This window comes from Variovorax beijingensis (genome assembly GCF_003951285.1).
In the GTDB taxonomy this organism is placed as follows: Bacteria; Pseudomonadota; Gammaproteobacteria; order Burkholderiales; family Burkholderiaceae_C; genus Variovorax; species Variovorax beijingensis.
This window is the reverse complement of record NZ_RXFQ01000004.1, coordinates 105,570-126,437: the sequence shown is the minus strand read 5'-3', so window position 1 is coordinate 126,437 and position 20,868 is coordinate 105,570. Positions and strand designations below refer to the sequence as shown.

The 20,868-nt window shown below is 68.4% G+C and carries 22 protein-coding genes; 9 read left to right on the top strand and 13 right to left on the bottom strand.

The window, feature by feature from the left end; all coding sequences use genetic code 11:
- Positions 1 to 17: 17 nt before the first annotated feature.
- Complete coding sequence (locus EJO66_RS07995; RefSeq protein ID WP_125964936.1) at positions 18 to 1,322, top strand: radical SAM protein; 1,305 nt, start codon at positions 18 to 20, stop codon at positions 1,320 to 1,322.
- Between the two features lie 20 nt (positions 1,323 to 1,342).
- Positions 1,343 to 2,140, top strand: a complete 798-nt coding sequence (locus tag EJO66_RS07990; RefSeq protein WP_125964935.1) for a phosphodiesterase — start codon at positions 1,343 to 1,345, stop codon at positions 2,138 to 2,140.
- An 18-nt stretch (positions 2,141 to 2,158) separates the two neighbouring features.
- Here the strand turns inward: EJO66_RS07990 and EJO66_RS07985 are convergent, their stop codons facing one another.
- Genes EJO66_RS07985 through EJO66_RS07965 form a run of 5 tightly spaced genes read right to left on the bottom strand, consistent with a single transcriptional unit; the run spans position 2,159 to position 8,286 of the window.
- Positions 2,159 to 3,511: a four-carbon acid sugar kinase family protein gene (locus tag EJO66_RS07985; protein ID WP_125964934.1), complete on the bottom strand. Its 1,353-nt coding sequence runs from the start codon at positions 3,509 to 3,511 to the stop codon at positions 2,159 to 2,161.
- A complete protein-coding gene (locus EJO66_RS07980) occupies positions 3,511 to 4,776 on the bottom strand; it encodes a ribulose-bisphosphate carboxylase large subunit family protein (RefSeq protein ID WP_206168837.1) in 1,266 nt (421 codons plus the stop codon). Before EJO66_RS07980 ends, EJO66_RS07985 begins: the two co-directional genes overlap by 1 nt.
- A 2-nt stretch (positions 4,777 to 4,778) precedes the next feature.
- Positions 4,779 to 5,318, bottom strand: a complete 540-nt coding sequence (locus EJO66_RS07975) for a VOC family protein (protein WP_124959382.1) — start codon at positions 5,316 to 5,318, stop codon at positions 4,779 to 4,781.
- A gap of 37 nt (positions 5,319 to 5,355) precedes the next feature.
- A complete protein-coding gene (locus EJO66_RS07970; protein ID WP_125964932.1) occupies positions 5,356 to 7,251 on the bottom strand; it encodes a TRAP transporter large permease in 1,896 nt (631 codons plus the stop codon).
- A 6-nt stretch (positions 7,252 to 7,257) separates the two neighbouring features.
- The gene (locus EJO66_RS07965) at positions 7,258 to 8,286 is read right to left on the bottom strand and encodes a TRAP transporter substrate-binding protein (protein ID WP_125964931.1); all 1,029 of its coding nucleotides are present in this window, start codon (positions 8,284 to 8,286) and stop codon (positions 7,258 to 7,260) included.
- A gap of 125 nt (positions 8,287 to 8,411) precedes the next feature.
- On the opposite strand from EJO66_RS07965, the gene EJO66_RS07960 reads away from it, so the two are divergent.
- Entirely contained in the window at positions 8,412 to 9,467 is a 1,056-nt protein-coding gene (locus tag EJO66_RS07960) for a LacI family DNA-binding transcriptional regulator (RefSeq protein WP_125964930.1), read from the top strand.
- A gap of 25 nt (positions 9,468 to 9,492) precedes the next feature.
- On the opposite strand, the gene hpaI is transcribed toward EJO66_RS07960, so the two are convergent.
- The 4 genes from hpaI to EJO66_RS07940 are packed head-to-tail and all read right to left on the bottom strand — an operon-like array spanning position 9,493 to position 14,344.
- On the bottom strand, positions 9,493 to 10,296 hold the full coding sequence (gene hpaI, locus EJO66_RS07955) for a 4-hydroxy-2-oxoheptanedioate aldolase (RefSeq protein ID WP_125964929.1): 804 nt from the start codon (positions 10,294 to 10,296) through the stop codon (positions 9,493 to 9,495).
- Between the two features lie 37 nt (positions 10,297 to 10,333).
- Positions 10,334 to 11,803: an NAD-dependent succinate-semialdehyde dehydrogenase gene (locus EJO66_RS07950; RefSeq protein ID WP_125964928.1), complete on the bottom strand. Its 1,470-nt coding sequence runs from the start codon at positions 11,801 to 11,803 to the stop codon at positions 10,334 to 10,336.
- Positions 11,804 to 11,825: 22 nt separating this feature from the next.
- The gene (locus EJO66_RS07945) at positions 11,826 to 13,349 is read right to left on the bottom strand and encodes a UxaA family hydrolase (RefSeq protein ID WP_125964927.1); all 1,524 of its coding nucleotides are present in this window, start codon (positions 13,347 to 13,349) and stop codon (positions 11,826 to 11,828) included.
- Positions 13,349 to 14,344, bottom strand: coding sequence for a tripartite tricarboxylate transporter substrate binding protein (locus EJO66_RS07940; RefSeq protein ID WP_125964926.1), 996 nt, complete (start codon positions 14,342 to 14,344; stop codon positions 13,349 to 13,351). Before EJO66_RS07940 ends, EJO66_RS07945 begins: the two co-directional genes overlap by 1 nt.
- A gap of 134 nt (positions 14,345 to 14,478) precedes the next feature.
- Between EJO66_RS07940 and EJO66_RS07935 the strand changes: the two genes are divergently transcribed.
- Both EJO66_RS07935 and EJO66_RS07930 read left to right on the top strand, forming a co-directional pair.
- Positions 14,479 to 15,420 (top strand): LysR substrate-binding domain-containing protein, encoded by a 942-nt coding sequence (locus tag EJO66_RS07935; protein ID WP_125964925.1) that lies wholly within the window; start codon positions 14,479 to 14,481, stop codon positions 15,418 to 15,420.
- 69 nt (positions 15,421 to 15,489) lie between these two features.
- A complete protein-coding gene (locus EJO66_RS07930; protein ID WP_125964924.1) occupies positions 15,490 to 15,909 on the top strand; it encodes a Crp/Fnr family transcriptional regulator in 420 nt (139 codons plus the stop codon).
- A gap of 143 nt (positions 15,910 to 16,052) precedes the next feature.
- On the opposite strand, the gene EJO66_RS32915 is transcribed toward EJO66_RS07930, so the two are convergent.
- The 4 genes from EJO66_RS32915 to arsC all read right to left on the bottom strand — a co-directional run bounded on the left by EJO66_RS32915 (position 16,053) and on the right by arsC (position 19,067).
- Positions 16,053 to 16,481: a hypothetical protein gene (locus EJO66_RS32915; protein ID WP_240648539.1), complete on the bottom strand. Its 429-nt coding sequence runs from the start codon at positions 16,479 to 16,481 to the stop codon at positions 16,053 to 16,055.
- Between the two features lie 63 nt (positions 16,482 to 16,544).
- Positions 16,545 to 17,876, bottom strand: a complete 1,332-nt coding sequence (locus EJO66_RS07920) for an NUDIX hydrolase (RefSeq protein ID WP_240648538.1) — start codon at positions 17,874 to 17,876, stop codon at positions 16,545 to 16,547.
- Positions 17,877 to 17,917: 41 nt separating this feature from the next.
- Positions 17,918 to 18,655: an arsenical resistance protein ArsH gene (arsH, locus tag EJO66_RS07915; RefSeq protein ID WP_125964923.1), complete on the bottom strand. Its 738-nt coding sequence runs from the start codon at positions 18,653 to 18,655 to the stop codon at positions 17,918 to 17,920.
- Complete coding sequence (arsC, locus tag EJO66_RS07910) at positions 18,621 to 19,067, bottom strand: arsenate reductase (glutaredoxin) (protein WP_125964922.1); 447 nt, start codon at positions 19,065 to 19,067, stop codon at positions 18,621 to 18,623. The genes arsH and arsC overlap by 35 nt, the downstream gene beginning before the upstream one ends.
- 29 nt (positions 19,068 to 19,096) lie before the next feature.
- Between arsC and EJO66_RS07905 the strand changes: the two genes are divergently transcribed.
- From EJO66_RS07905 to EJO66_RS07890, 4 genes are read left to right on the top strand one after another with little or no spacing between them, the layout of a single operon-like run.
- Positions 19,097 to 19,420 carry an ArsR/SmtB family transcription factor gene (locus EJO66_RS07905; RefSeq protein WP_125964921.1) on the top strand — a complete coding sequence of 108 codons (324 nt, stop codon included), beginning with the start codon at positions 19,097 to 19,099 and terminating at the stop codon, positions 19,418 to 19,420.
- A gap of 10 nt (positions 19,421 to 19,430) precedes the next feature.
- Positions 19,431 to 19,871, top strand: a complete 441-nt coding sequence (locus EJO66_RS07900; protein WP_125964920.1) for an ArsI/CadI family heavy metal resistance metalloenzyme — start codon at positions 19,431 to 19,433, stop codon at positions 19,869 to 19,871.
- Complete coding sequence (locus EJO66_RS07895; protein WP_124959396.1) at positions 19,864 to 20,373, top strand: arsenate reductase ArsC; 510 nt, start codon at positions 19,864 to 19,866, stop codon at positions 20,371 to 20,373. The genes EJO66_RS07900 and EJO66_RS07895 overlap by 8 nt, the downstream gene beginning before the upstream one ends.
- Positions 20,370 to 20,864 (top strand): arsenate reductase ArsC, encoded by a 495-nt coding sequence (locus tag EJO66_RS07890; protein WP_125964919.1) that lies wholly within the window; start codon positions 20,370 to 20,372, stop codon positions 20,862 to 20,864. The genes EJO66_RS07895 and EJO66_RS07890 overlap by 4 nt, the downstream gene beginning before the upstream one ends.
- The last annotated feature ends 4 nt before the right edge of the window (positions 20,865 to 20,868 follow it).

The window sequence follows — 20,868 nt, the reverse complement described above, 5'->3', positions numbered from 1 at the left end:
GACGGAGCATCCCGGATATGTTCATCCTTCATTGCACCGATGCAGCCGGGATGCCCGTCAGCCTGCGGTATGCGCCGCACTCCAGCGCGTTGACAAACCTTGACGGCACACCGGTTCTCGCGACTCGGCAAGTCGCGCAGCAACCCGCTTGGGAGGACGCTGTGCGCATCAATCCGGGGCAGCCAGGCCTGAAAGCCGCCAATCCGTCCGTACTCAAGATCCAGCTCGGCCTGGGTTGCAACTACACCTGTTCGTATTGCAACCAGTCGAGCCAGGTCGAATCAATGGCCATGACCAGGACGGCGGATGCCCAGGCCTTCCTGCATGACCTCGACAAGTGGATGGAAGGGGCACCATCCGAGATCGAACTGTGGGGCGGAGAGCCCCTGCTGTACTTCAGAAAGCTCCAGGTCCTTGTGCCCGAGCTCGATCGCAGGTTTCCCGATGCGGAGATCTCGATGGTTACCAATGGGAGCCTCTTGACGCAGGAGATCCTGGATTTCATCGCTTTCTACGACATACGCATCACCGTGTCGCACGACGGACCCGGACAGCACCTGCGTGGCGAGGATCCTTTCGACGACCCCATCCGCTCTGCCCTGCTGATGGCGCTGTGGCGCGAGCGCAGGGCCGAGAACCGCATGATCTTCAGTTCGGTATTGACGCCGGCGAACAGCGATCCGGCCGCAATACGGCAATGGTTCGTCAATCGCCTGGATGACGAGTCGGTCGTTACGTCGCTTGAAGGCATCGTCGCGACACACGATGACAAGGCGTTGGCCGGACCTGGCGTCTGGAGCAACGCGCAATACCAGCGGCTGAGAGAGTCCATCGCGTCCTCATTCGAAACGGGCGAGGCCCTCAGGATTCCTGCCTTGGTGCAAAAAGCGAGGGGCTTCCTCCAATCCGCCATGGAGGGCACGCCGTCTACGTCCATGGGCCAGAAATGCGGGATGGACCGCAGCGATCATGTGGCCGTTGACCTGCACTCCAACGTGCTGACCTGCCACAACACCGGGGCAAACGCCGAACACGGGCTGGGTTCTGCCCTGGAAATGGATGCCATCCGGCTGACTACTTCCACGCATTGGTCCTTTCGCGAATGCTGCAGCCATTGCCCGGTTCTTCAACTGTGTGGCGGATCATGCATGTATCTCGAGGGAGAACAGTTCGCCCAATCCTGTGAAAACGAATACCAGTTCGGCATGGGCGTTCTGGACGGCGCCCTGCGCCGCGCCTTGGGACTCAAGCTTGAAACCATCGAGGGCGACATCCGCCGCCCGACTCGCCGAAAGATGATTCCGATCGTCGCTCGCCAGTAGCAGATTCTTGAAGGAGCCCGATGCTCATTGCACAGCTGTCCGACCCGCACATCCGCGCCGAAGGCGAGCTGTACCAGGGCGTCGTTGACTCCAACAGGATGTTCGCCGAAGCGCTCGCACATCTGCACGCGCTCGATCGCCGCCCCGACCTGCTGGTGATCACCGGCGACCTCGTCGACGAGGGCCGCACCGACGAATACCAGATGGCGCGCACGCTGCTCTCGGCTTCGCGCATTCCGTTTCTCGTGATACCCGGCAACCACGACCATCGCGAGAACTTTCGCGCCGCGTTCAGCGGTGACCACGCCTATCTGCCCAAGGCGGGGCCGCTGCACTGGTGCGTGGACGACCATGCGGTGCGCATCATCGGGCTCGACTCGTGCGTTGCCGGCAAGCACCACGGCCACATCGACGCCGAAGGCCTCGCCTGGCTTGCGCGCACGCTGGCGAAAGACACCGTCAAGCCCACCCTGCTGATGCTGCACCACCCGCCCTTCATGAGCGGCATCCCCTACATGGACGCCTATCGCTGCATGGAGGCGCAGCCGCTCGAAGACGTGGTGCGAAGCGCACCGAATGTCGAGCTGGTGCTGTGCGGGCATGTGCACCGCACGATGCTGCGCTGCTGGGGCGGCACGGTGATCTGTTCATGCCCGAGCACCACGACGGAAATCGACCTGCAGCTGCGCGCCGATGCGCAGCCGCAGTCGCACGTGGGGCCGCGCGGCTGCATGCTGCACCTGTGGGACGAGCGGCACGGCATGCTCAGCCACCTGAGCCATATCGGAGACTTTGCCGGTCCGTACGCGTTCGCCTGAACAACGTGCCTTGCGCTTTCACGAAAGCGGGGCGCTGCCCGCATCGCCGTGCAAGAGCCGCTCGAACACGTCATGGGCGCCCATCTGGCCGCCCTTGAGCATGATCTCCGTGCCGTCTAGCGTGGCATCGTCGCTGTGCACGCGGCACAGCGACGCGCCGGCGCCCATGTCGGCCACGTAGGAAAGCCCCCAGGCGTCGAGCGCCTGCACGGCGTGGCTCGAGGTGTCGCCGCCGGCAATGCCGACGCGCTGGAGCGGCGCCATGGCCAGCACCCTTGCGAGCAAGTCTCCGCCGGCGCGCGAGAGGGCCTGGGCATCGACCTTGTTGTCGCCCTCGGTGGGCGCCTCTTCAGCGGGCAGGGTGCAGGCCAGCATGCTGCGGCCGCGGGCGAGGCCCTGCGCGATGTCGCGGGCATGACGCTCCAGCGTGGCCGCGTCGCGCTGCGCGAGGCGCGGCGCGTCGAGCCACACGGTGTCGAATGAGCGCGCCGCCGCCACCTGGCGCGCGGTGACGGGCGAAAGGCTTCCGGCAAGTACGAGCACAGGGCCGCGCGCGGGAGCGACGTGGCGCGGGGCGGCTTGCGCATCGCTGCGCGTGCCGAGCGCGCCGGCCAGCGCATCGACCACGCTGCTCGGACCCACGGCCAGCAGCGGGGCGCGTCGGGCTTCAGCCCACAGCACCTGGCCGATGGCGGCGAGCTGCGGTGCATCGGCCACGTCGAACAGCACGGCTTCGGTGTTGCCGGCGTCCGGGCGCAGCGCGCGCCGCAGTGCCTCGCCGAGCGCATCCGGGCCCTGCGAGGCGGCCGTGAAAGGAATGGAGCGCACGCCGGCCAGGCCCTGCTTCGCCAAGTGCAATCTCAGGTCCGCCTCGTGCATCGGCGTGACCGGATGCCGGCTCATCGTCGGATGGCGGTCGATGCGGAACACCTCGCCGCCCGCGCCGGCCGCGGCGAACAGGTTGCCGAACAGGCAGTGCCGGCCGATGTTGGGCTGGCCGCCGACGATCGCGGTCCAGGGCTGTTCGACGGCGCCGCGGAGTGCGCGCACGGCCGCGCCGATGGAGCCGATGTGCGGCGCGCTGTCGAAGGTGGAGCAGGTCTTGTAGTGCAGTACGCGTGCGCCGAGCGAGCGGAATAGTGCGGCGACCGGGGCCAATTCGGCCTGCATGGCTTCGGGCGCCATGGCGCGCGCGGCGCCTGCGATGCCCAGCACGTCGAGCGGCCCGGCCTGCGCGAGCCGCGCGGCGCCGGGCGTTTTCAGGAACAGCAAGGCACGCAGGCCTGCGCGCGCCGCGGTGCCGAGGGTGTCGGTGGCGCCGGTGAAGTCGTCGCCGTAGTAGACGATGGCCGGTGCTTGCGTGGCCGGCATCACGGCCTGCCGAAGAAGGCCAGTGCGCGCGCCAGCTCGGGCGCGCCGCGGGCGGCTTCCTGCAGCGCGGTGCCGGCACGCGCAGCCGACCAGGCCTGGCGGATGCTGGTGACCCCGGCCGCCGCGCCATCGGGATGCGCGAGGATGCCGCCGCCGGCCATGAAGAGCAGGTCGTCGCTGCCGATGGCGGCCCAGGTGGCGGGCACGGTGCCGGCCCACTGGCCGGACGAAAAGGCCGGCATCACGCGGTCGTCTGCGGCATCGGTCAGCGGCGTGAAGCAGTCGCGCGCCGATTCGATGACTTCGCTGTCGGGCTGCGAGAACTTGCCCTGCAGGCCGTGCACGTGCATGTGGTCGACGCCCGCTAGCCGCCAGAGCGTTTGATAGGCCTGGAACGAAATGCCCAGCAGCGGATGGCGCGACAGCGCGCCGTAGCCGTTGCGGTGGCCGTGCAGCGCCAGGCCGGTGTGGCGGCGCAGCGTCTGCATGCCCGAGTGGCCGCACCAGTTGAGGCTGGCCATCACGCACGATCCGCCTTCGCGCTCGACGAGGTCGGCATGCCGCTTCATCGCATCGGTTTCGTCGGTGATGTTGAAGGCCACCATCACGTGTTTGCCGGTGCGCTCCTGGTGCGCGCGCACCACGCCCATCACCGCGGGCACGCGGTCGGCGAGCGGCGCATGCGCGGGGTCGGCGCAGACCTCGTCGTCCTTGATGAAGTCGACGCCTGCGGCGCAGAGCCTGGCGACCAGCTCGGCGGTCTCGCCGGCGGACAGTCCCACGTTGGGCTTGATGATGGTGCCGACCAGCGCGCCGCTCGCCACGCCGGTGGCGCGCCGCGTGCCCGCGATGCCGACGCGCGGCATCTCGAACTGCGCGCGGTAGGGGGCAGGAAGCTGCAGCGATTCGAGCCGCAGGCCCGTGACTTCGCCCAGGTCGTAGAGGTTGCCCGACACCGTGGCCGCGAGCGTCGGCAGGTTGGCGCCGATGTTCGCTGCGGGAAACGAGATGTCGATGTGCGCACGCCGCCACGGGCCGCGCGTGCCCTTGCGTTCGAGCAGGGCGTTGGGCAGGCTCGGCGCCTCGGCCGGCGCCATCTCGGTGATGGCCTCGACCGTGGCGCGCGCGCGTTCGCGCAGCGCATCGGTCTCGCCCTCGACGCGCGTGAAGGTGCCGCACGACTGTTCGCCGACCATCACCTCGGCCACGGCGGCCGGGTCCAGCGGCGTCTCGATGAGGTAGCGCGCGCGGATGCGTTCGGCCATGGTCACAGCTTGCTCAGGTCGGGAAAGGGCCGCACCGGCTCGCTGCCGTCCCAGCCTTCGGAGGCGCTGCGGATCAGGTCGAACATCTTGCCCTTGGGCCCCGCCACTTCGGACAGCTCGATCACCGTGCCCGGGTGGTACTCGGTGTCGAAGTAGATGAAGCGCCCGCGCTCGCCCACTTCGCCGCTCATCACGGGCTTGAAGCCCTGCGCGGTCAGGCGCGCGAGGTCGGCGTCGTAGTCGGCCGTCCAGTAGGCGACGTGCTGCAGCCCGGTGCGGCCGGCCTGCAGGAAGTCGCGGTACATCGAGGGCACGTCGTTGCGCGTCTGGATCAGCTCGACCTGCACATAGCCCGAGTTGGCCAGCGCCACCGAGTTGTGGGGCTCGTGCGGCTGGCCGTTGTAGCGGTAGTTCCTGATCGGCACCTTGGGGTTGTAGAACCACGGGCCCACGCCCAGCGTGGTGCTCCAGTAGTCCATGGCGGCCTCGATGTCGTGCACGACATAGCCCAGCTGGCGAATCTCGCCGAGGAATCGACTCATTGCGGTTGGCTCCGTTGATGTGAGTGTGTTGTTGTGATCAGAACTTGAGAAAACCGGTCGAGAACCACGGGAACGCGGCCACGATCACCAGGCCCACCAGCATTGCGGCGATGTAGCCCCAGATGTGGCGGATGCCCTCGTCGGGGTTGACCTTGCTCACGGCGCAGGCGCCGTAGTAGCCCACGCCGAAGGGCGGCGCGAACAGGCCGATGCCCATCGCAAAGATCACCACCATGGCGTAGTGCACCTCGTGCACGCCCACCGCCTTGGCAATGGGAAAGAGCAGCGGCCCGAACAGCACGATGGCCGGAATGCCCTCGAGCACGCTGCCCAGCACGATGAAGGCGACGATCGACACGGCCAGGAAGCCATAGGCGCCGCCCGGCAGGGCGCCCATGACGCGCGCCAGGTCTTGCGAGAAGCCCGACTGCGTGAGGCCCCAGGCCATGGCCGTGGCGCAGCCGACAATGAAGATGATGGCGCCCGAGAGCGAGGCCGTGTCGACCAGCATCGGCTTGAGCCGCTTCCAGTCGAACTGCCGGTACACGAAGAGCCCGACGATGGCCGAGTAGACGATGCCGATGGTCGACACCTCGGTGGCCGTGGCCACGCCCTCGACCACGGCGGCGCGGATCACGAAGGGCAGCAGCACCGCGGGCAGCGCCACCAGCAGCAGCTTGCCGATCTCGCGCTTGCTGTGGCGCGCAACGCCGCTCAGGTCTTCGCGCCGGTAGCGCCACCACACCACCATGCACAGCGCGGCGCCCAGCACCACGGCCGGCAGCAGGCCGCCCGTGAACAGCGCCGCGATGGAGATGCCCGTGACCGAGCCGATGGTGATGAGCACGATCGATGGCGGAATGGTCTCGGTCTGCGCGCCCGTGGCCGACAGCAGCGCCACCAGGTCCCCGGGCTTGGCGCCGCGCTTGACCATCTCGGGGAACAGCACGGGCGCAATGGCCGCCATGTCGGCGATCTTGGAGCCCGAGATGCCCGACACCAGGTACATCGCACCGATCAGCACGTACGAGAGGCCGCCGCGCACGTGGCCCAGCAGGCTCGCAAGGAACTGGATCATGGCGCGCGCCATGCCCGCCATCTCGATCAGCGCGCCCAGGAAGATGAAGAGCGGCACCGCGAGCAGGATCAGGTGCGACATGCCTTCGTCCAGGCGCCCCACCATCACCAGCAGCGGCGTGCGCGTGGTGAGCGCCAGGTAGCCGAAGGTGGCCAGCGCGAACGAGAACGCGATGGGCACGCCCGAAAGCACGGTGGCCGCCACCACCACCACGAAGAAGATCACCAGGTTGAACTTGCCGAGCGCGGCAAAAAGCGGCGCCGCAAGCCAGAAGGCCGCCACCAGCGCGGCCATGCCGAGCACCGCGACGGCGATCTGCCGCCCGGTGCACACCCGCACGAGCCGCAGCAGCGCCATCGCCAGCATGATGACGATGCCGGCCGGAATGGCCGCGGCGCGCCAGGCGTTGCTGATCTCCAGTGCGGGCGTGACGATGAACGACTCTTCGTGCGCATAGTCGATCGACGGCCAGACGATCAGCACCAGGAACGTGATCGAAGCCGCAATGGCAAAGGCGTCGAGCATGGCGCGCGTCGAAGGCTGCACCTTCTGCAGCAGCGCCGTCATGCGCATGTGCTCGCCGCGGCGCAGCGCCACCACCGCGCCCAGCATCGAGAGCCACAGAAAGAGGATGGACGCGAGCTCGTCCGACCACACCAGCGGCGCGTGGAACACATAGCGCGACACCACGCCCGCGAACAGCACGCAGATCTCGGCCAGCACCAGCAGCGCGGCCACGGCCTCGACCAGGCCGCCCAGCACGCGGTCGGCGCGCCCGGCCGCGCCGCTCAGTGCGTTGGCGGACGGCCCGGCGCCCACGAACGGGGCCGCCTCGAAAGTGGATTCATGCACCATGGCCGGTCAGGCCAGCTTGCCGACGGCGCCTTCGAGCAGGGCCCACGCCTCGGGGCCGAAGCGGCCTTTCCACTCGCCGTAGAAGCCCGATTCGCGCAGCTTGGCGCGAAAGCTCTCGGCCACCGGGCGGTTGATGCTGAGGCCCTTGGCCTGCAGGTCGCCGACCACCGATTCGTTGAGCTTCCTGATGTCTTCGCGCTGCTGCATGCCGGCGTCGTTGATGGCGCGCGCCACGATGGCCTTGAGGTCGTCGGGCAGTGCCTCCCAGGCGCGGCCATTGGCAATGAACCAGTAGCCGTCCCAGATGTGGTTGGTGAGCGAGCAGAACTTCTGCACCTCGAACAGCTTGGCCACCTGGATGATCGGCAGCGGGTTCTCCTGCGCGTCGACGATCTTCGTTTGCAGGGCCGAGTACACCTCGCTGAACTGCAGGCTCGCGGGCGCGGCGCCGAGGCCCTTGAACATCGAGATCGACAGCGGGCTCACGGGCACGCGGATCTTCAGGCCGTCCATGTCCTTCGCATTCGCGACCGCGGCCTTGCTGCTGGTGGTCTGGCGAAAGCCGTTGTCCCACATCTTCTCGAAGGCGTAGAGGCGCGACTTGGCGATGGCGCCGCGCACATGCGCGCCGAGCTTGCCGTCCATGGCGCCCCACACCTGGCTGTAGTCGTTGAACGCAAAGCCCACCGCGTTGATGGCGGCCACCGGCACCAGCGTGGCAATCACCAGCGCCGAGGGTGTGAAGAACTCGATGCCGCCCGAGCGCACCTGCGCCAGCATGTCGGTGTCGCCGCCGAGCTGGTTGTTGGGGAAGATCTTGATCTCGACACGGCCCTTGGTTTCCTTGGCGATGCGGTCGGCCGCCTCTTGCGCGCGGATGTTCAGCGGATGGCTGAGCGGCAGGTTGTTGCCGTACTTGTACGAGAACTCCGCGGCGCGCGCGATGCGCGGCACGGCCGACACGATGCCGGCGGCGGGGAGGGCGGAAAGCGTGCGCAAGGCACCGCGGCGGTTCAGGCGAGTGAGCGAGGTCATGTCTTTTGTCTCCAGGATCTTCGGAATGCGGCTGATGCAATCTGATGCACCATTGGATTCGAGCCACAGCGAAGATAAAAGCATGCATGATCCGGGTCAAACTCGATATTGATGGTTTTTGATGTATGCGGGATAACCCTTCACCTCCTGCCGATGCGCGGCGCGCGCGCGTGGTCGACATCGCGCGTGCGGCGCAGGTGTCGACCGCCACCGTCGACCGCGTGCTCAACCGCCGCCCGGGGGTGCGCGACGCCACGGTGCAGCGCGTGCTCAAGGCCGCGGGCGAGCTCGACTACCTGCCGGGGCCCGAGCTCTATGCCGCGCTCACGCCGCCGCCTTTGCGGCTGGTGTTCCTGCTGCCGGCCGGCACCAACCGCTTCATCCGCATGCTGGGCGACATGGTGGGCTATTCGCAGGAGCACTGGGCGCCGTTCAACGTGCAGTGCCGCACGGTGTTCATCGAGAGCTTCAATCCGCACGAACTGGCCGATGCGCTGCGGCGCCACGGCCAGCGCTGCGACGGCATCGCGATGATGGCGCTGGAGCACCCGGCGGTGCGCGAGGCGGTGGCGGCGCTGGCGGCGCGCGGGCTGCCGGTGGTCACGCTGATCTCGGACCTGTCGAATTCGGAGCGCGCCGCCTTCGTGGGGCTGGACAACCGCGCGGCCGGCCGCACCGCGGGCTACCTCATCGGCCGCTTCATCGGCGCGCGCGCCGCGAAGGTGGCGCTCATCGCGGGCAGCCTGAGCTACAAGGCCCACGAAGAGCGCGAGGCCGGCTTCCTGCACGTGATCGACGAAATGTTCCCGCGGCTCGAGGTGGTGGGCCTGCGCGAAGGCCAGGACGACGCGGGCAAGAACTACCGGCAGACGCGCGCGCTGCTGGAGCAGCATCCCGACATGGGCGGCATCTACAACATTGGCGGTGCGTCCGACGGCGTGGCGCGCGCGCTGAAGGAGGCAGGGCGCGAGCAGAAGGTGGTGTTCATCGGACACGGACTCACGCCCGACACGCGCACGCTGCTGATCGACGGCAGCATGGACGCGGTGATCACGCAGAGCCCGCACACCACGCTGATGAACTGCGTGCGCATCTTTGCCAACCTGCGCGACGGGCGCGAGGCGCTCGGCGGCGTGGAAACCACCCGCAGCCAGGTGATCTTCCGCGAGAACCTGCCGTAGCTTTTTCTCGCGCCGAAGTCTTCGATCAGTAGGCCGCGCGCGGCGCGGGCTCTTCGGCCGGCGGCGCACCGCTGAAGTCGGCGGCGAGCTTGCGGGCCGCGCCCGCATACAGCAGCACGTCGACACCGACCGCGATAAAGGTGCAGCCCAGTTCCAGGTAGCGCCGGGCCAGCTTCGGGTCGGAGGTCAGCGTGCCCGCGGCCTTGCCCGAGGCCACGATGGTGCGCATGGCGGCCTCGATGGCAGCCTGCACCTCCGGATGGCCGGGACGGCCCCGGTGGCCCATCGACGCGGCCAGGTCGGCCGGGCCGATGAAGACGCCGTCGATGCCGTCCACGGCGCAGATCTGCGCCAGGTTGGAGAGCGCCGCCACGGTTTCCGCCTGCACCAGCAGACAGACCTCCGCATCGGCGACGTCGAGGTAGTCGGTGCGCGCGCTCCACTGCGACGCACGGCCCACGGCGCTGCCGACGCCGCGGATGCCCAGCGGCGGATAGCGCGTGGCCGACACCAGTGCGCGCGCCTGTTCGGCCGTGTCGACCATGGGCACCAGCAGGTTCTTCGCGCCGATGTCGAGCAGCTGCTTGATGAGCGCCGTGTCGCCCTGTACCGCGCGCACCACCGGCTGGGCGCGGTGGGGTGCCACGGACTGCAATGCGGCCAGGGTCGAGCGCAGGTCGTTGGGCGCGTGCTCGCCGTCGATCAGCAGCCAGTCGAAGCCGGCGGTGGCGCTCACCTCGGCCATGTAGGGGTCGGCCATCGAGAGCCAGAGGCCGATCTGCGGCTGCCTGGCGGCCAGGGCTGTCTTGAAAGCGTTGAGGGCGGGCATGTTTCTTCCGTTGGATGTGTGGGGTGTGCGCCTGGCGTCAGTCCAACTGGCCCTGGCAGACGTATTTGGTATGCAGGTAGTCGTCCAGGCCGTGGACCGAGCCTTCGCGGCCGTAGCCCGAATCCTTCACGCCGCCGAAGGGCGCGGCCTCCGCGGCCAGGGCGCCTTCATTGATGCCGACGATGCCGGCTTCGAGCGCATCCGCCACGCGCCAGATGCGGCGCACGTCGCACGAGTAGAAGTACGCGGCCAGGCCGAAGGGCGTGTCGTTGGCCTGGGCCACCACCTCGGCTTCATCCGCGAAGCGCGTCAGCGGAACGACGGGGCCGAAGGTCTCTTCGCAGGCGCAGGCCATGGTGGCGTCGGCGTTCACGAGCACGGTGGGCGCGAAGTAGTTCGGCCCGAGCGCGGGCAGCCGCGCGCCGCCGGCGAGCACGCGTGCGCCGCGCGAAACGGCGTCCTGCACATGGCGCTCGATCTTCTCGATGGCGCGTGCATTGATCATCGGGCCGATCTGCGAGGCGGGGTCGCTGGCCGGGCCGACGTGCAGCGCCGAAACACGTGCGGCCAGCAGCTCGGCAAATTCATCATGCACGACCTCGTGCACGAACACGCGGTTCGGGCACACGCAGGTCTGGCCGCCGTTGCGGAACTTGGCGGCCATCAGGCCGTCGACCGCGGCGTGCAGGTCGGCATCCTCGAACACGATGAAGGGCGCATTGCCGCCCAGTTCGAGCGACAGCTTCTTGAGCGTGTCGGCCGAGCGGCGCGCCAGGTGCTTGCCGACCGGTGTCGACCCGGTGAAGGTGATCTTGCGCACGCGGGCATCGTCCAGCCAGGCGTCGACCACCTCGGGCGTGCGCTCGCGCGAGGCCGTCACGATGTTGAGCACGCCCCCGGGCACGCCGGCCTGCGCGGCCAGCGCCACCAACGCGAGCGAGGTGAGCGGCGTGTCCTCGGCCGGCTTGCACACCACGGTGCAGCCCGCCGCAAGCGCCGGCGCGATCTTGCGCGCGATCATCGCGGCCGGAAAATTCCACGGCGTGATCGCGGCCACCACGCCCACCGGCTCCTTGATGGCGAACATGCGCCGGCCCGGAACGGGCGCCGGAATCACGTCGCCGTTGGCGCGCGTGGCCTCTTCGGCAAACCACTCGATGTAGCTGGCCGCGTAGGCGACCTCGCCGATGCCTTCGGCCAGCGGCTTGCCCTGTTCGCGCGAGATCAGGCGGCCCAGGTCGTCCTGATGCGCGAGCACCAGGTCGTTCCAGCGCTTGAGGATCTGCGCGCGCTGCTTGGCCGGCGTGCGGCGCCAGGCGGGGAAGGCGGCGTGCGCGGCATCGGCGGCGGCACGCGCGGCTTCGGCGCCGGAGTCGGGCACCTGCGCGATGAGCGCGCCGGTGGCGGGGTCGGTCACGTCCAGCGTGCGGCTGGTGGCGCTGCACCATTCGCCGCCGATGAAGTTGGCGGTGCGCTGCAGGTCGGGGTGGGCGAGGGTAAGAGGCATGTCCGTCGGTATCAAAAGAAAGTCAGCTCACGATGCCGAGGTGCCACGGCACGAACTCGTGGTCGCCCAGGCCCAGCGCTTCGCTGCGGGTCCGTTCGCCGGAGGCATGGCGCAGGATCTGCTCGAAGATCCGTTGGCCGAGTTCGGGCACCGAGAGCTCGCCGTCGATCACCACGCCGCAGTTGATGTCCATGTCTTCCTCGAGGCGCTTGAACATCGGCGTGTTGCTGGCCAGCTTGATGGTCGGCGCGGGCTTGCTGCCGAACATCGAGCCGCGTCCGGTGGTGAAGCAGATCAGCTGCGCGCCGCTCGCGATCTGCCCGGTCACCGCCACCGGGTCGTAGCCTGGCGAATCCATGAAGACGAAGCCGGCCTGGTCGATGGGCTCCGCGTATTCGTACACGGCCTGCAGCGGCGTGGTGCCGCCCTTCATGGCCGAGCCGAGCGATTTCTCGAAGATGTTGGCCAGCCCGCCGGCCTGGTTGCCATGCCCCACCACGCCGTTGAACTGCGCGTTCTGGCCCGCGGCATAGCGCTCCCACCAGGCCAGCCGGTCGAGCAGCTTCTGGCCGACCTCGGGCGTGGCGGCGCGCCGCGTGAGCATGAATTCGACGCCGTGGATCTCGGGCGTCTCGGAAAGAATGGCGGTGCCGCCGTGGCGCACCAGCACGTCCATGGCCGCGCCCAGCGCGGGGTTGGCCGTGATGCCCGAGAAGCCGTCGGAGCCGCCGCACTCCAGGCCGATCTTCAGGTGGTTGGCGCCCACGCGGGTGCGCTGCGCGGCATTGGCCTCGGGCAGCATTTCTTCCACGGCGCGGATGCCGGCCTCGATGGTCTGGCGCGTGCCGCCCACATCCTGCATGACCATCGTGCGCATGAGGCGGCCCTGCTTCAGGCCCTGCGAGTCGACCAGCGCATCGACCTGGTTGCGCTCGCAGCCCAGGCCCACGATCAGCACGCCGGCCAGGTTGGGATGGCGCGCATAGCCGGCCAGCGTGCGGCGCAGCACGTCGAAATGCTCGCTCGGCGACGACATGCCGCAGCCGCTGGTCTGCGCGAAGGCAGCCACGCCGTCCACGTTGGGAAAGGCCGCGAGGCGCTCGGGCGTGAAGTGTGCGGCAATGCGCTTGATGACGGTGGCCGAGCAGTTGACCGACGACAGGATGCCGATGAAGTTGCGCGTGCCCACGCGGCCGTCGGCCCGCACAAAGCCCATGAAGGTGGCGCGCTCGGCCTCGGGCACGTAGGCCACCGGCCGCACGTCCTGGCAGAAGGCCGGGTCGCGGTAGGAGTCCACCAGCGTGAGGTTGTGGCTGTGCACGTAGTCGCCGGCCTCCAGGTCGCGCGAGGCCACGCCGATGACGGTGTCGTACTTCTTCACCTGCTCGCCGGCCGCGATGGCGCGCGACGCGATCTTGTGCCCCGCCGGAATCTGCGCGCGCGCCCGCACGCCGAACTCGGCAATCGTTTCGCCCAGGGCGATGGGGGTCTTGGCAACCAGCACGTTGTCGTGCGGGTGCAGGCGAAGCAGGGGGCTGTCGGCCATCAACCTTTCTCCATCAGTTCCTTGAGATTGAGCTTGCGGATCAGCTCGGTCTCCTGCCGGTAGACGGCTTCGACGTACTTGCGGTAGTCGGGGCCGTCCTGGTACATGACCGGCGCGTCGATGCTGTCGGCCACCTTCTTGAATTCTTCGCTGGCAACGGCCACGCGGAACGCATCGCGCAGCTTCTTTTCCACTGCCGGCGGCAGCCCGCGCGGCGCGCCGATGCCGTTGGGTGCTTCCACCACCACGTCGTAGCCCAGCTCCCTGAGCGTGGGCGTGTCCTTGAAGCGCGGCGTGCGCGCCTCGCCCCAGGTGGCAAGCAGGCGCAGCTTGCCGCTTTCGACGTGCGGCGCCCAGGAGCTGCTGTCGGCCAGCATGTCGACCTGTTCGCCCAGCACGTCCTGCAGCGCGGCCGAGCCGCCCTTGTAGGCAATGGCGTTGAACTTGACGCCGGCCGCCTGCGCGAACTGCTCCATGCCCACGTGGGTGGCGCCGCCCACGCCGGCATGCGCGTAGCTAATGACGCCCGGCTTGGCCTTGGCCTGCGCCACCATGTCGCGCAGCGACTTGAAGGGCGAGCTGGCCGGCACCGCGATGCCGAAGGTCTGGCCCGAGGTGCGCGCCAGGTAGCTCAGGTCCTTGAGCGGATCGATCTGCACGGTGCCGATCTGCGCAAAGCGCGTCACCGAGATGGGGATCTGCCCGATCGTGTAGCCGTCCGGCCGGGCCGAGGCCAGCGCCTTGGTGCCGATCATTCCCGAAGCGCCGGCGCGGTTCTCCAGCGCAATGGGCTGGCCGAGCTCGCGCGCGGCAATCTGGCAGATGGCGCGCATCGAACGGTCGGCGGTGCCGCCGGCGGGCCAGGGGCAGATGAAGGTGATGGGGCGTTCGGGGTAGTCGGCCGCGAAGGCGCGGCCGGTGGCGGTGGCGAGCGCGGCGGCGCCAAGGCCGCCCAGCACCAGTTGGCGCCGCTGCAGGGTGCGATGCAAGGTCATGCGTGTGTCTCCGACGATTGTTGTTCGAGAAAGCTGGACGCATTCTTCGGTAGACAATCATTGCAATCCAATGAAATAGCGGACTCTCTTCATAGCCTGGAGGTTATGAAGAGGAAACAGCCGCACACACCACGATGAGCCAGATCGACCGCGTCCTGCGTTCCAACCTCAAGTTGCGCCACCTGCAGATGCTGGTGGCGCTCGACCAGTTCCGCCACCTGGGCCGCGCGGCCGAATTCCTGTCGGTCACGCAGCCTGCGGTGTCCAAGTCGCTGGTGGAGATCGAACGCATGTTCGGCCTTGCGCTGTTCGAGCGCTCCACGCGCGGTACGGAGCCCACGCCCTATGGCGAGAGCGTGGTGCGCTTCGCGCGCTCGGTGCTGGCCGACTACGACCGCACGCGCGACGAGATCGCCGCCGTGGCCAGCGGCGCCGCGGGCCGCACCAGCGTGGGCGCCATGGTGGTGGCCATGCCGGTGCTGCTGGCGCGCGCGGTCGAAATGCTCAAGGCCAACTCCTCGCAGACCACGGTGCTGGTGGAGGAGGGCGACCTCACGCGTCTCTTGCCCAAGCTGCGCCTGGGCGAGCTCGACCTGTTCGTGGGGCGGCTGGAGCCCGGCTACGCCGCGCCCGACCTCGAAACCGAGGCGCTGCACGCCGAGCCCATGCAGGTGGTGGTGCGGCCGGGGCATGCGCTGGCCGCGAAGCGCCGGCTGGGCTGGCCCGACCTGGCCAGGGAGCGCTGCGTGATGCCGCCGCCCTGGGCCTCGCTGCGCGTGAAGCTCGACCAGATGTTCTTTCGCGACGGCGTGCATCCGCCGGCCGACATCATCGAATCGGCGTCTTTCCTGGCGCAGATCAGCTTTTTGCAGCAGCGCGATGCCGTGGCCTTCATGGCACGCTCGGTGGCGCGGCATTTCCAGCAGCAGGGCATGCTCAAGGTGCTGGCGCTCAAGGTGCCGATCGAGCTGCCGCCGGTGGGCCTCATCACCATGCGCGGGCGCCGGCGCACGCCCAGCACGCAGCAGTTGATCGATTGCCTGCGGCGCGCGGCCAGGGTGAAGTCCGCAGCTTGAGAGGGTGCCATGGCGGCATCCCCAGTTCATGGGAATGCACTCTGCAGTGCCTTCGCAGACCATTCGGGCATGTATTTGCATACCCTGGTCGCCGGTCTGCCGCACGCGGACCGCACGGCATTGGACGAGGCCAGCGAACTGCGCTCCTACCAGTGCGATGAAACCGTTCTTGCCTCGGGCGAGTGGACCGACCGGCTCTTTTGCGTGGCGAGCGGGTTGCTGCACGTAGTGAGCCACGGGCGCGGCAGCGATGGCGGCGTCGTCACCGATTCCATCCGCCCGGACGAATTCTTTCTTGGCCCCACTCTCAGCGAAGGCCGCTACCAGGCCAGGCACGCGCTGGTTGCGGCGCAGGCCTCGTCGGTGTACCTGATTCCGGTAGTGGCCATGCGCGGGCTCTGCGAGCAGCACCCGCAGGTAGCCCTCAAGCTGCTTGGCATTGCCATCGAGCGTACGAGGGCGATGCGCGTGCAGCTTGGCCAGGGGTAGCCGCCGGCCCGTTCGTTGCCAGTGCGCTATTTGCCCGGCGGGGTGACCGGAACCGTCTGCGGCTCGGTCTTGAGTTGGCGAGAAGACTTCATTCTTGCGATCTCCCTTCACCTTCAGTGCGAAAGGCGGGGGCAGGCGCCCGTTCAGGCCGTGGCCTTCGCGCGTTCGATGATGCCGCGCACCGCAAACGAAAGGGTGCAGAGATAGCGGACGTCGGCCGAAACCGACCGGCTCATGGCGTGGATGAGTTCGTCGAAATCCTCGTCCGCGGGGCCGTTGCCGAGATCGCGGTCGCGGCGGGACAACGAGTCGCAGATCCGGCGCTGGACCTGCACATAGTCGGCGCGCAGCAGCACGCTGCGCGCGAGCAGTACATCCAGGTTCAGCAGGTCCAAGGCGTTCATGGATGTTCCTTCCAGCGCGGTGTCGACATCAAAGATTCGGACGGCGATCGAAGGTGCTGCGTAGGAACCTTTCGCATGTGAGGTGGCAGCGCAGACTACATCCAGCGGCCACGGCAAGAAGCTCGCGCCGATGCGCGCCGGGCGCTCGAAGCCGGCTTCAACGCGCACCTGCCGAAGCCCGCCTTGCTTGAGGAACTCAAGGCGGCCATCGGCCGGCTGTGAGAGCTTGCGCTAGCGCTGCGCGCGGAAGATGAAGCCGCTGGCCGGAGCGATCCATTCGGCCTCGCCGGTCGCATGCGCTGCGGGCGGCGCGGCGCGGCCGGTGAACAGCATGCGTTCCTCGGCCAGCTGGAACTGTCGCGCGGGGGCGCCCTGATCGGCCGCTTGACTGACGTGCAGCGTTGCGCCCGCAAGGCGCAGGGTGTCCCCGGGCTGCGGCCACAGCACGGCGGCATCGGGCCATGCGGATCGAAGCGCCTCGAGCGACGCGGCCGAGGGCAGCGTACCTGCCGCGGTCCAGAGCAGCCACTTCACCTGGCCCGGCGCCGCGTTCTGCGCAAGGCCGTGCGGCAGGGGATCGATCAATGCCCAGTGGCCGCCTTCGCCGCCGACGAAATAGCCGTGATGCGAATCCGCTGCGCCCGCCATGCGCACGACGCGCGCCGACAGCCGTGTGACCAGGCCGGGCTCGAGCGCGTAGTGCGCATGGCCCTTGCCGTCGGGGTCGAGGTGGCCGATCTCGTCGTAGGCGGCTTCGTCGATGTTCACCGCGCGGCGGCCCGCAGGCCCGTCGGCCAGGCGCGGCATGTTCAGCACGATCCGCGTCAGCGCCCGCGAATGCGCCATGCAGTCGGCGGCGCTGCCGAAGCCTGCCAGCTGTTCGAGCGTGCGCCGCGTCACGTTCATCAGCTTGAGGCCGCGGCGCGGGTCCGCCGCCTCCGCGGGCTTGAGCCACATGTGCGCCACGGTCTCGCGGCCGTCGGGCCTCACGGCCTGTGCCGGCGGCATCTGCGCAATGAAGAAGCGGGTGTCGAAGCGGCGCGGCATGCCGGGCGGCGTGAGCCAGTGGCTGAAATAGGCCAGCCGGTCCATCGCAAGGCGCCAGCCTTGCGCCTCGCACATGGCCAGCAGCGCATCGGTGCCTTGCTCGGCGGCATGGCGCATGGCTTCGAGCCGGCTCGGCGGCAGCCCGTCGAGCTCGACCAGGCGGTCGTCGGCATCGCTTGCGAACAGGACGCCCGCTTCCTCGAAGCATTCGCGCACCGCGGCGGCGTAGTAGTCGAGGCCGCCATCGGGCAGGCCCAGGCGCGCGCTGGCCGCGGCGTCGTCCAGGCCCTTGCACATCAGGTGCAGGCGGCGGTCGTGCGCGTCGACCACGCCGCCCGGAAACACGCTGGCGCCGCTGTTCTGGTCATCGGCCTTCTCGGCGCGGCGCAGCAGCAGCACTTCCATGCCGTCGGCGCCGTCGCGCAGGAGGATCAGGGAGGCCGCGACGCGGATGGGGCGCGGCAGGGACGGCGCTGGACCGGGTGGGGTCGTTGTCGTCGAGGGCTTGGCGTTCATGGGCGCCGATTGTCGGGCCAACGACGGCCTCGGGCACCGCGCTAGATCGCCCGCTGGTTCACGCGCCTGGAGAGCTGCTCGGCGCTTTCCTTGCGCTCGCTGTAGCGGTCGACAAGGTAGGCGGCCGCATTGCGCGTGAGCAGGGTGAACTTCACCAGTTCTTCCATCACGTCGACCACCCGCTCGTAGTAGGCAGAGGGCTTCATCCGTCCCGCTTCGTCGAACTCCAGGAAGGCCTTGGCGACCGACGACTGGTTGGGAATGGTCAGCATGCGCATCCAGCGCCCGAGCACGCGCAACTGGTTCACCGCGTTGAACGACTGCGACCCGCCCGACACCTGCATGACGGCCAGCGTCTTGCCCTGCGTGGGCCGCACGGCACCCACGCTCAGCGGAATCCAGTCGATCTGCGCCTTCATGATGCCGGTCATGGCGCCGTGGCGTTCGGGCGAGCACCACACCATGCCTTCGGCCCATTGCGCGAGTTCGCGCAGCTCCCGCACCTTCGGATGATCGTCGGGCGCGCTGTCGGGCAGCGGCAGGCCGGCGGGGTCGAAGATGCGCGTTTCGCCGCCCATGGCCTGCAGCAGCCGCGCGGCCTCCTCTGTCAGCAGGCGGCTGTAGGAACGCTCGCGCAGCGAGCCGTACAGCAGCAGGAAGCGCGGTGCGTGGCGCGCCGGCGCCGCATGGGAGAAGCGCTCGGGCGAGGGCCGGTCGAACAGCTCGGCGTCGATGTTCGGCAGCTCAGGCAGCGCGTTCGACACGGCGGCCCTCCGCATCGATGACCATCTCGCCGTCTTCCTTGGTGAACGGGCCTTTTTGCGGCAAGGGCAGGATGTCGAGCACTTCCTCGGAAGGGCGGCACAGGCGGGTGCCGATCGGCGTGACGACGATCGGGCGGTTGATGAGGATCGGATGCGCGAGCATGAAGTCGAGCAGCTGTTCGTCGGACCATTTTGGATCGTCGAGCCCGAGTTCGTCGTAGGGCGTGCCCTTGCGGCGCAGCAGCGCGCGCGGCGCCATCGCCATGGCGGCGAGCAGTCCGCGCAGTGTTTCCCTGGTGGGAGGGGTCTTCAGGTATTCGACGACCCGGGGCTCCTCGCCGCTGTTGCGGATCATCGCCAGCGTGTTGCGCGAGGTGCCGCACGCGGGGTTGTGAAAGATGGTGATGGATGAAGTTGTCGATTGCATTCTTGCAATTATGCAACTATTATTGAAATATGGAAGAACAAGACATCGTCAGATCCCTGGCCGCGCTGGCCCAGCCGGTGCGCCTGCAGGTGTTCCGCGCCCTGGTGGTGGCGGGACCGGCGGGGCTCACGCCCGGCGCGCTGGTGGAGGCGCTCGACGTGCCGGCCACCAGTCTCTCGTTCCACCTGAAGGAATTGACCCATTCGGGGCTGGTGACGCAGGAGCGCAGCGGCCGCAACCTGATCTACCGCGCGGCCTTCGGGCAGATGAACGCGCTCATCGGCTACCTCACCGAAAACTGCTGCCAGGGCGAGGCTTGCCTGCCCCAGGCGGCCCAGGCTTGTCCATGCTGAAGGAGAAACCATGAAGCGATTCCATGTGCATCTGAACGTCCAGGATCTGCCGGCGAGCATCGCCTTCTACTCCAGGCTTTTTGCCTCGGAGCCGGCGCGCGTCGAGAGCGACTACGCCAAGTGGATGCTCGCCGATCCGCCGGTGAATTTTGCGGTGTCCACGCACGCCGGCTCGACGGGCATCGACCATCTGGGGCTGCAGGCCGAGAACGAGGAAGAACTCGCGGAACTCAAGGCCCGCGCCGCCAAGGCCGAGATCGAGACCTTCGACGAAGGCGCCACCACCTGCTGCTACGCACGCAGCGAAAAGCACTGGATCACCGATCCGCAGGGCATTGCCTGGGAACACTTCCACACGCTGGGCAATGTGCCGGTGTACGGCGAGACGAGGGCGGTTGCGAGCCAGAAGACCGCGTGCTGCGCACCAGGGACGGCGAATTGCCATGGCTGAAAGAATCTACAACGTGCTCTTCGTGTGCACCGGCAACTCCGCGCGATCGATCATGGCCGAAGGCCTGCTCAACCACATGGGCGAGGGCCGGTTCAAGGCGTATTCGGCGGGCAGCCATCCGACGGGCAAGGTCAGCCCGCATGCGTTGCGCACGCTCGAGCGGCTGCGGCTTTCCGCGCAGGGCTACCGCAGCAAGAACTGGGACGAGTTCGCCGCGCCCGGCGCTCCCGCCATGGACTTCGTGCTGACGGTCTGCGACAAGGCCGCCGGCGAGGTGTGCCCGGTATGGCCGGGCCAGCCGATGACCGCCCATTGGGGCGTTGCCGATCCCGCGGCTTTCGAGGGCTCGGAGGAAGCGACCGAGCGCCAGTTCATGGACACGGCGCTGACCCTGAAGCGCCGCATCGAGCTGATGCTGGCGCTGCCGCTCGCGCGGCTCGATGCCATGGCCATCCAGCGCGAGATGCGCGACATCGGCAAGGTCCAGAAGGCCGCGCCATGACGGTCAACGTGCTGATCCTGTGCACGCACAACTCGGCCCGCAGCGTGCTCGCCGAAGGCATGCTCAACCAGCTGGCGCGAAAGGCGGGCAGGGACGTGCGGGCCCACAGCGCCGGCAGCGCGCCCAGCGGGCGCCTGAACCCCTTCGCGCTCGAGGCGCTTGCCAATGCGGGCGTCGACGTGTCGGCCTGCCGCAGCAAGAGCTGGGACGAGTTCGTGGGCGAAGGCAAGCCGGCCATGCGCATCGTCATTACCGTGTGCGACAGCGCCGCGCAGGAGACCTGCCCGTACTGGCCCGGCAGCCCGGTGCAGGTGCACTGGGGCTATCCCGATCCGTCGAATGCACCCGGCGGCGACGAAGGCAAGCGGGTGGCCTTCGAGCTGACGCGCCAGGCCCTGGCCTACCGTCTCGTGCAGCTGCTGGCGCTGCCAATCGAGACGATGGCGGACACCGAACTTCAAGCGGCGCTGGCCGCGATTTCCGAAAGCTGACCTT

Excerpts from the sequence above, each read along its gene's own strand:
- EJO66_RS07995 (WP_125964936.1), top strand. The coding sequence starts at position 18 with ATGTTCATCCTTCATTGCACCGATGCAGCCGGGATGCCCGTCAGCCTG.
- EJO66_RS07990 (WP_125964935.1), top strand. The coding sequence starts at position 1,343 with ATGCTCATTGCACAGCTGTCCGACCCGCACATCCGCGCCGAAGGCGAG.
- EJO66_RS07985 (WP_125964934.1), bottom strand. The coding sequence starts at position 3,511 with ATGCCGGCCACGCAAGCACCGGCCATCGTCTACTACGGCGACGACTTC.
- EJO66_RS07980 (WP_206168837.1), bottom strand. The coding sequence starts at position 4,776 with ATGGCCGAACGCATCCGCGCGCGCTACCTCATCGAGACGCCGCTGGAC.
- EJO66_RS07975 (WP_124959382.1), bottom strand. The coding sequence starts at position 5,318 with ATGAGTCGATTCCTCGGCGAGATTCGCCAGCTGGGCTATGTCGTGCAC.
- EJO66_RS07970 (WP_125964932.1), bottom strand. The coding sequence starts at position 7,251 with ATGGTGCATGAATCCACTTTCGAGGCGGCCCCGTTCGTGGGCGCCGGG.
- EJO66_RS07965 (WP_125964931.1), bottom strand. The coding sequence starts at position 8,286 with ATGACCTCGCTCACTCGCCTGAACCGCCGCGGTGCCTTGCGCACGCTT.
- EJO66_RS07960 (WP_125964930.1), top strand. The coding sequence starts at position 8,412 with ATGCGGGATAACCCTTCACCTCCTGCCGATGCGCGGCGCGCGCGCGTG.
- hpaI (WP_125964929.1), bottom strand. The coding sequence starts at position 10,296 with ATGCCCGCCCTCAACGCTTTCAAGACAGCCCTGGCCGCCAGGCAGCCG.
- EJO66_RS07950 (WP_125964928.1), bottom strand. The coding sequence starts at position 11,803 with ATGCCTCTTACCCTCGCCCACCCCGACCTGCAGCGCACCGCCAACTTC.
- EJO66_RS07945 (WP_125964927.1), bottom strand. The coding sequence starts at position 13,349 with ATGGCCGACAGCCCCCTGCTTCGCCTGCACCCGCACGACAACGTGCTG.
- EJO66_RS07940 (WP_125964926.1), bottom strand. The coding sequence starts at position 14,344 with ATGACCTTGCATCGCACCCTGCAGCGGCGCCAACTGGTGCTGGGCGGC.
- EJO66_RS07935 (WP_125964925.1), top strand. The coding sequence starts at position 14,479 with ATGAGCCAGATCGACCGCGTCCTGCGTTCCAACCTCAAGTTGCGCCAC.
- EJO66_RS07930 (WP_125964924.1), top strand. The coding sequence starts at position 15,490 with ATGTATTTGCATACCCTGGTCGCCGGTCTGCCGCACGCGGACCGCACG.
- EJO66_RS07920 (WP_240648538.1), bottom strand. The coding sequence starts at position 17,876 with ATGAACGCCAAGCCCTCGACGACAACGACCCCACCCGGTCCAGCGCCG.
- arsH (WP_125964923.1), bottom strand. The coding sequence starts at position 18,655 with ATGCGGAGGGCCGCCGTGTCGAACGCGCTGCCTGAGCTGCCGAACATC.
- arsC (WP_125964922.1), bottom strand. The coding sequence starts at position 19,067 with ATGCAATCGACAACTTCATCCATCACCATCTTTCACAACCCCGCGTGC.
- EJO66_RS07905 (WP_125964921.1), top strand. The coding sequence starts at position 19,097 with ATGGAAGAACAAGACATCGTCAGATCCCTGGCCGCGCTGGCCCAGCCG.
- EJO66_RS07900 (WP_125964920.1), top strand. The coding sequence starts at position 19,431 with ATGAAGCGATTCCATGTGCATCTGAACGTCCAGGATCTGCCGGCGAGC.
- EJO66_RS07895 (WP_124959396.1), top strand. The coding sequence starts at position 19,864 with ATGGCTGAAAGAATCTACAACGTGCTCTTCGTGTGCACCGGCAACTCC.
- EJO66_RS07890 (WP_125964919.1), top strand. The coding sequence starts at position 20,370 with ATGACGGTCAACGTGCTGATCCTGTGCACGCACAACTCGGCCCGCAGC.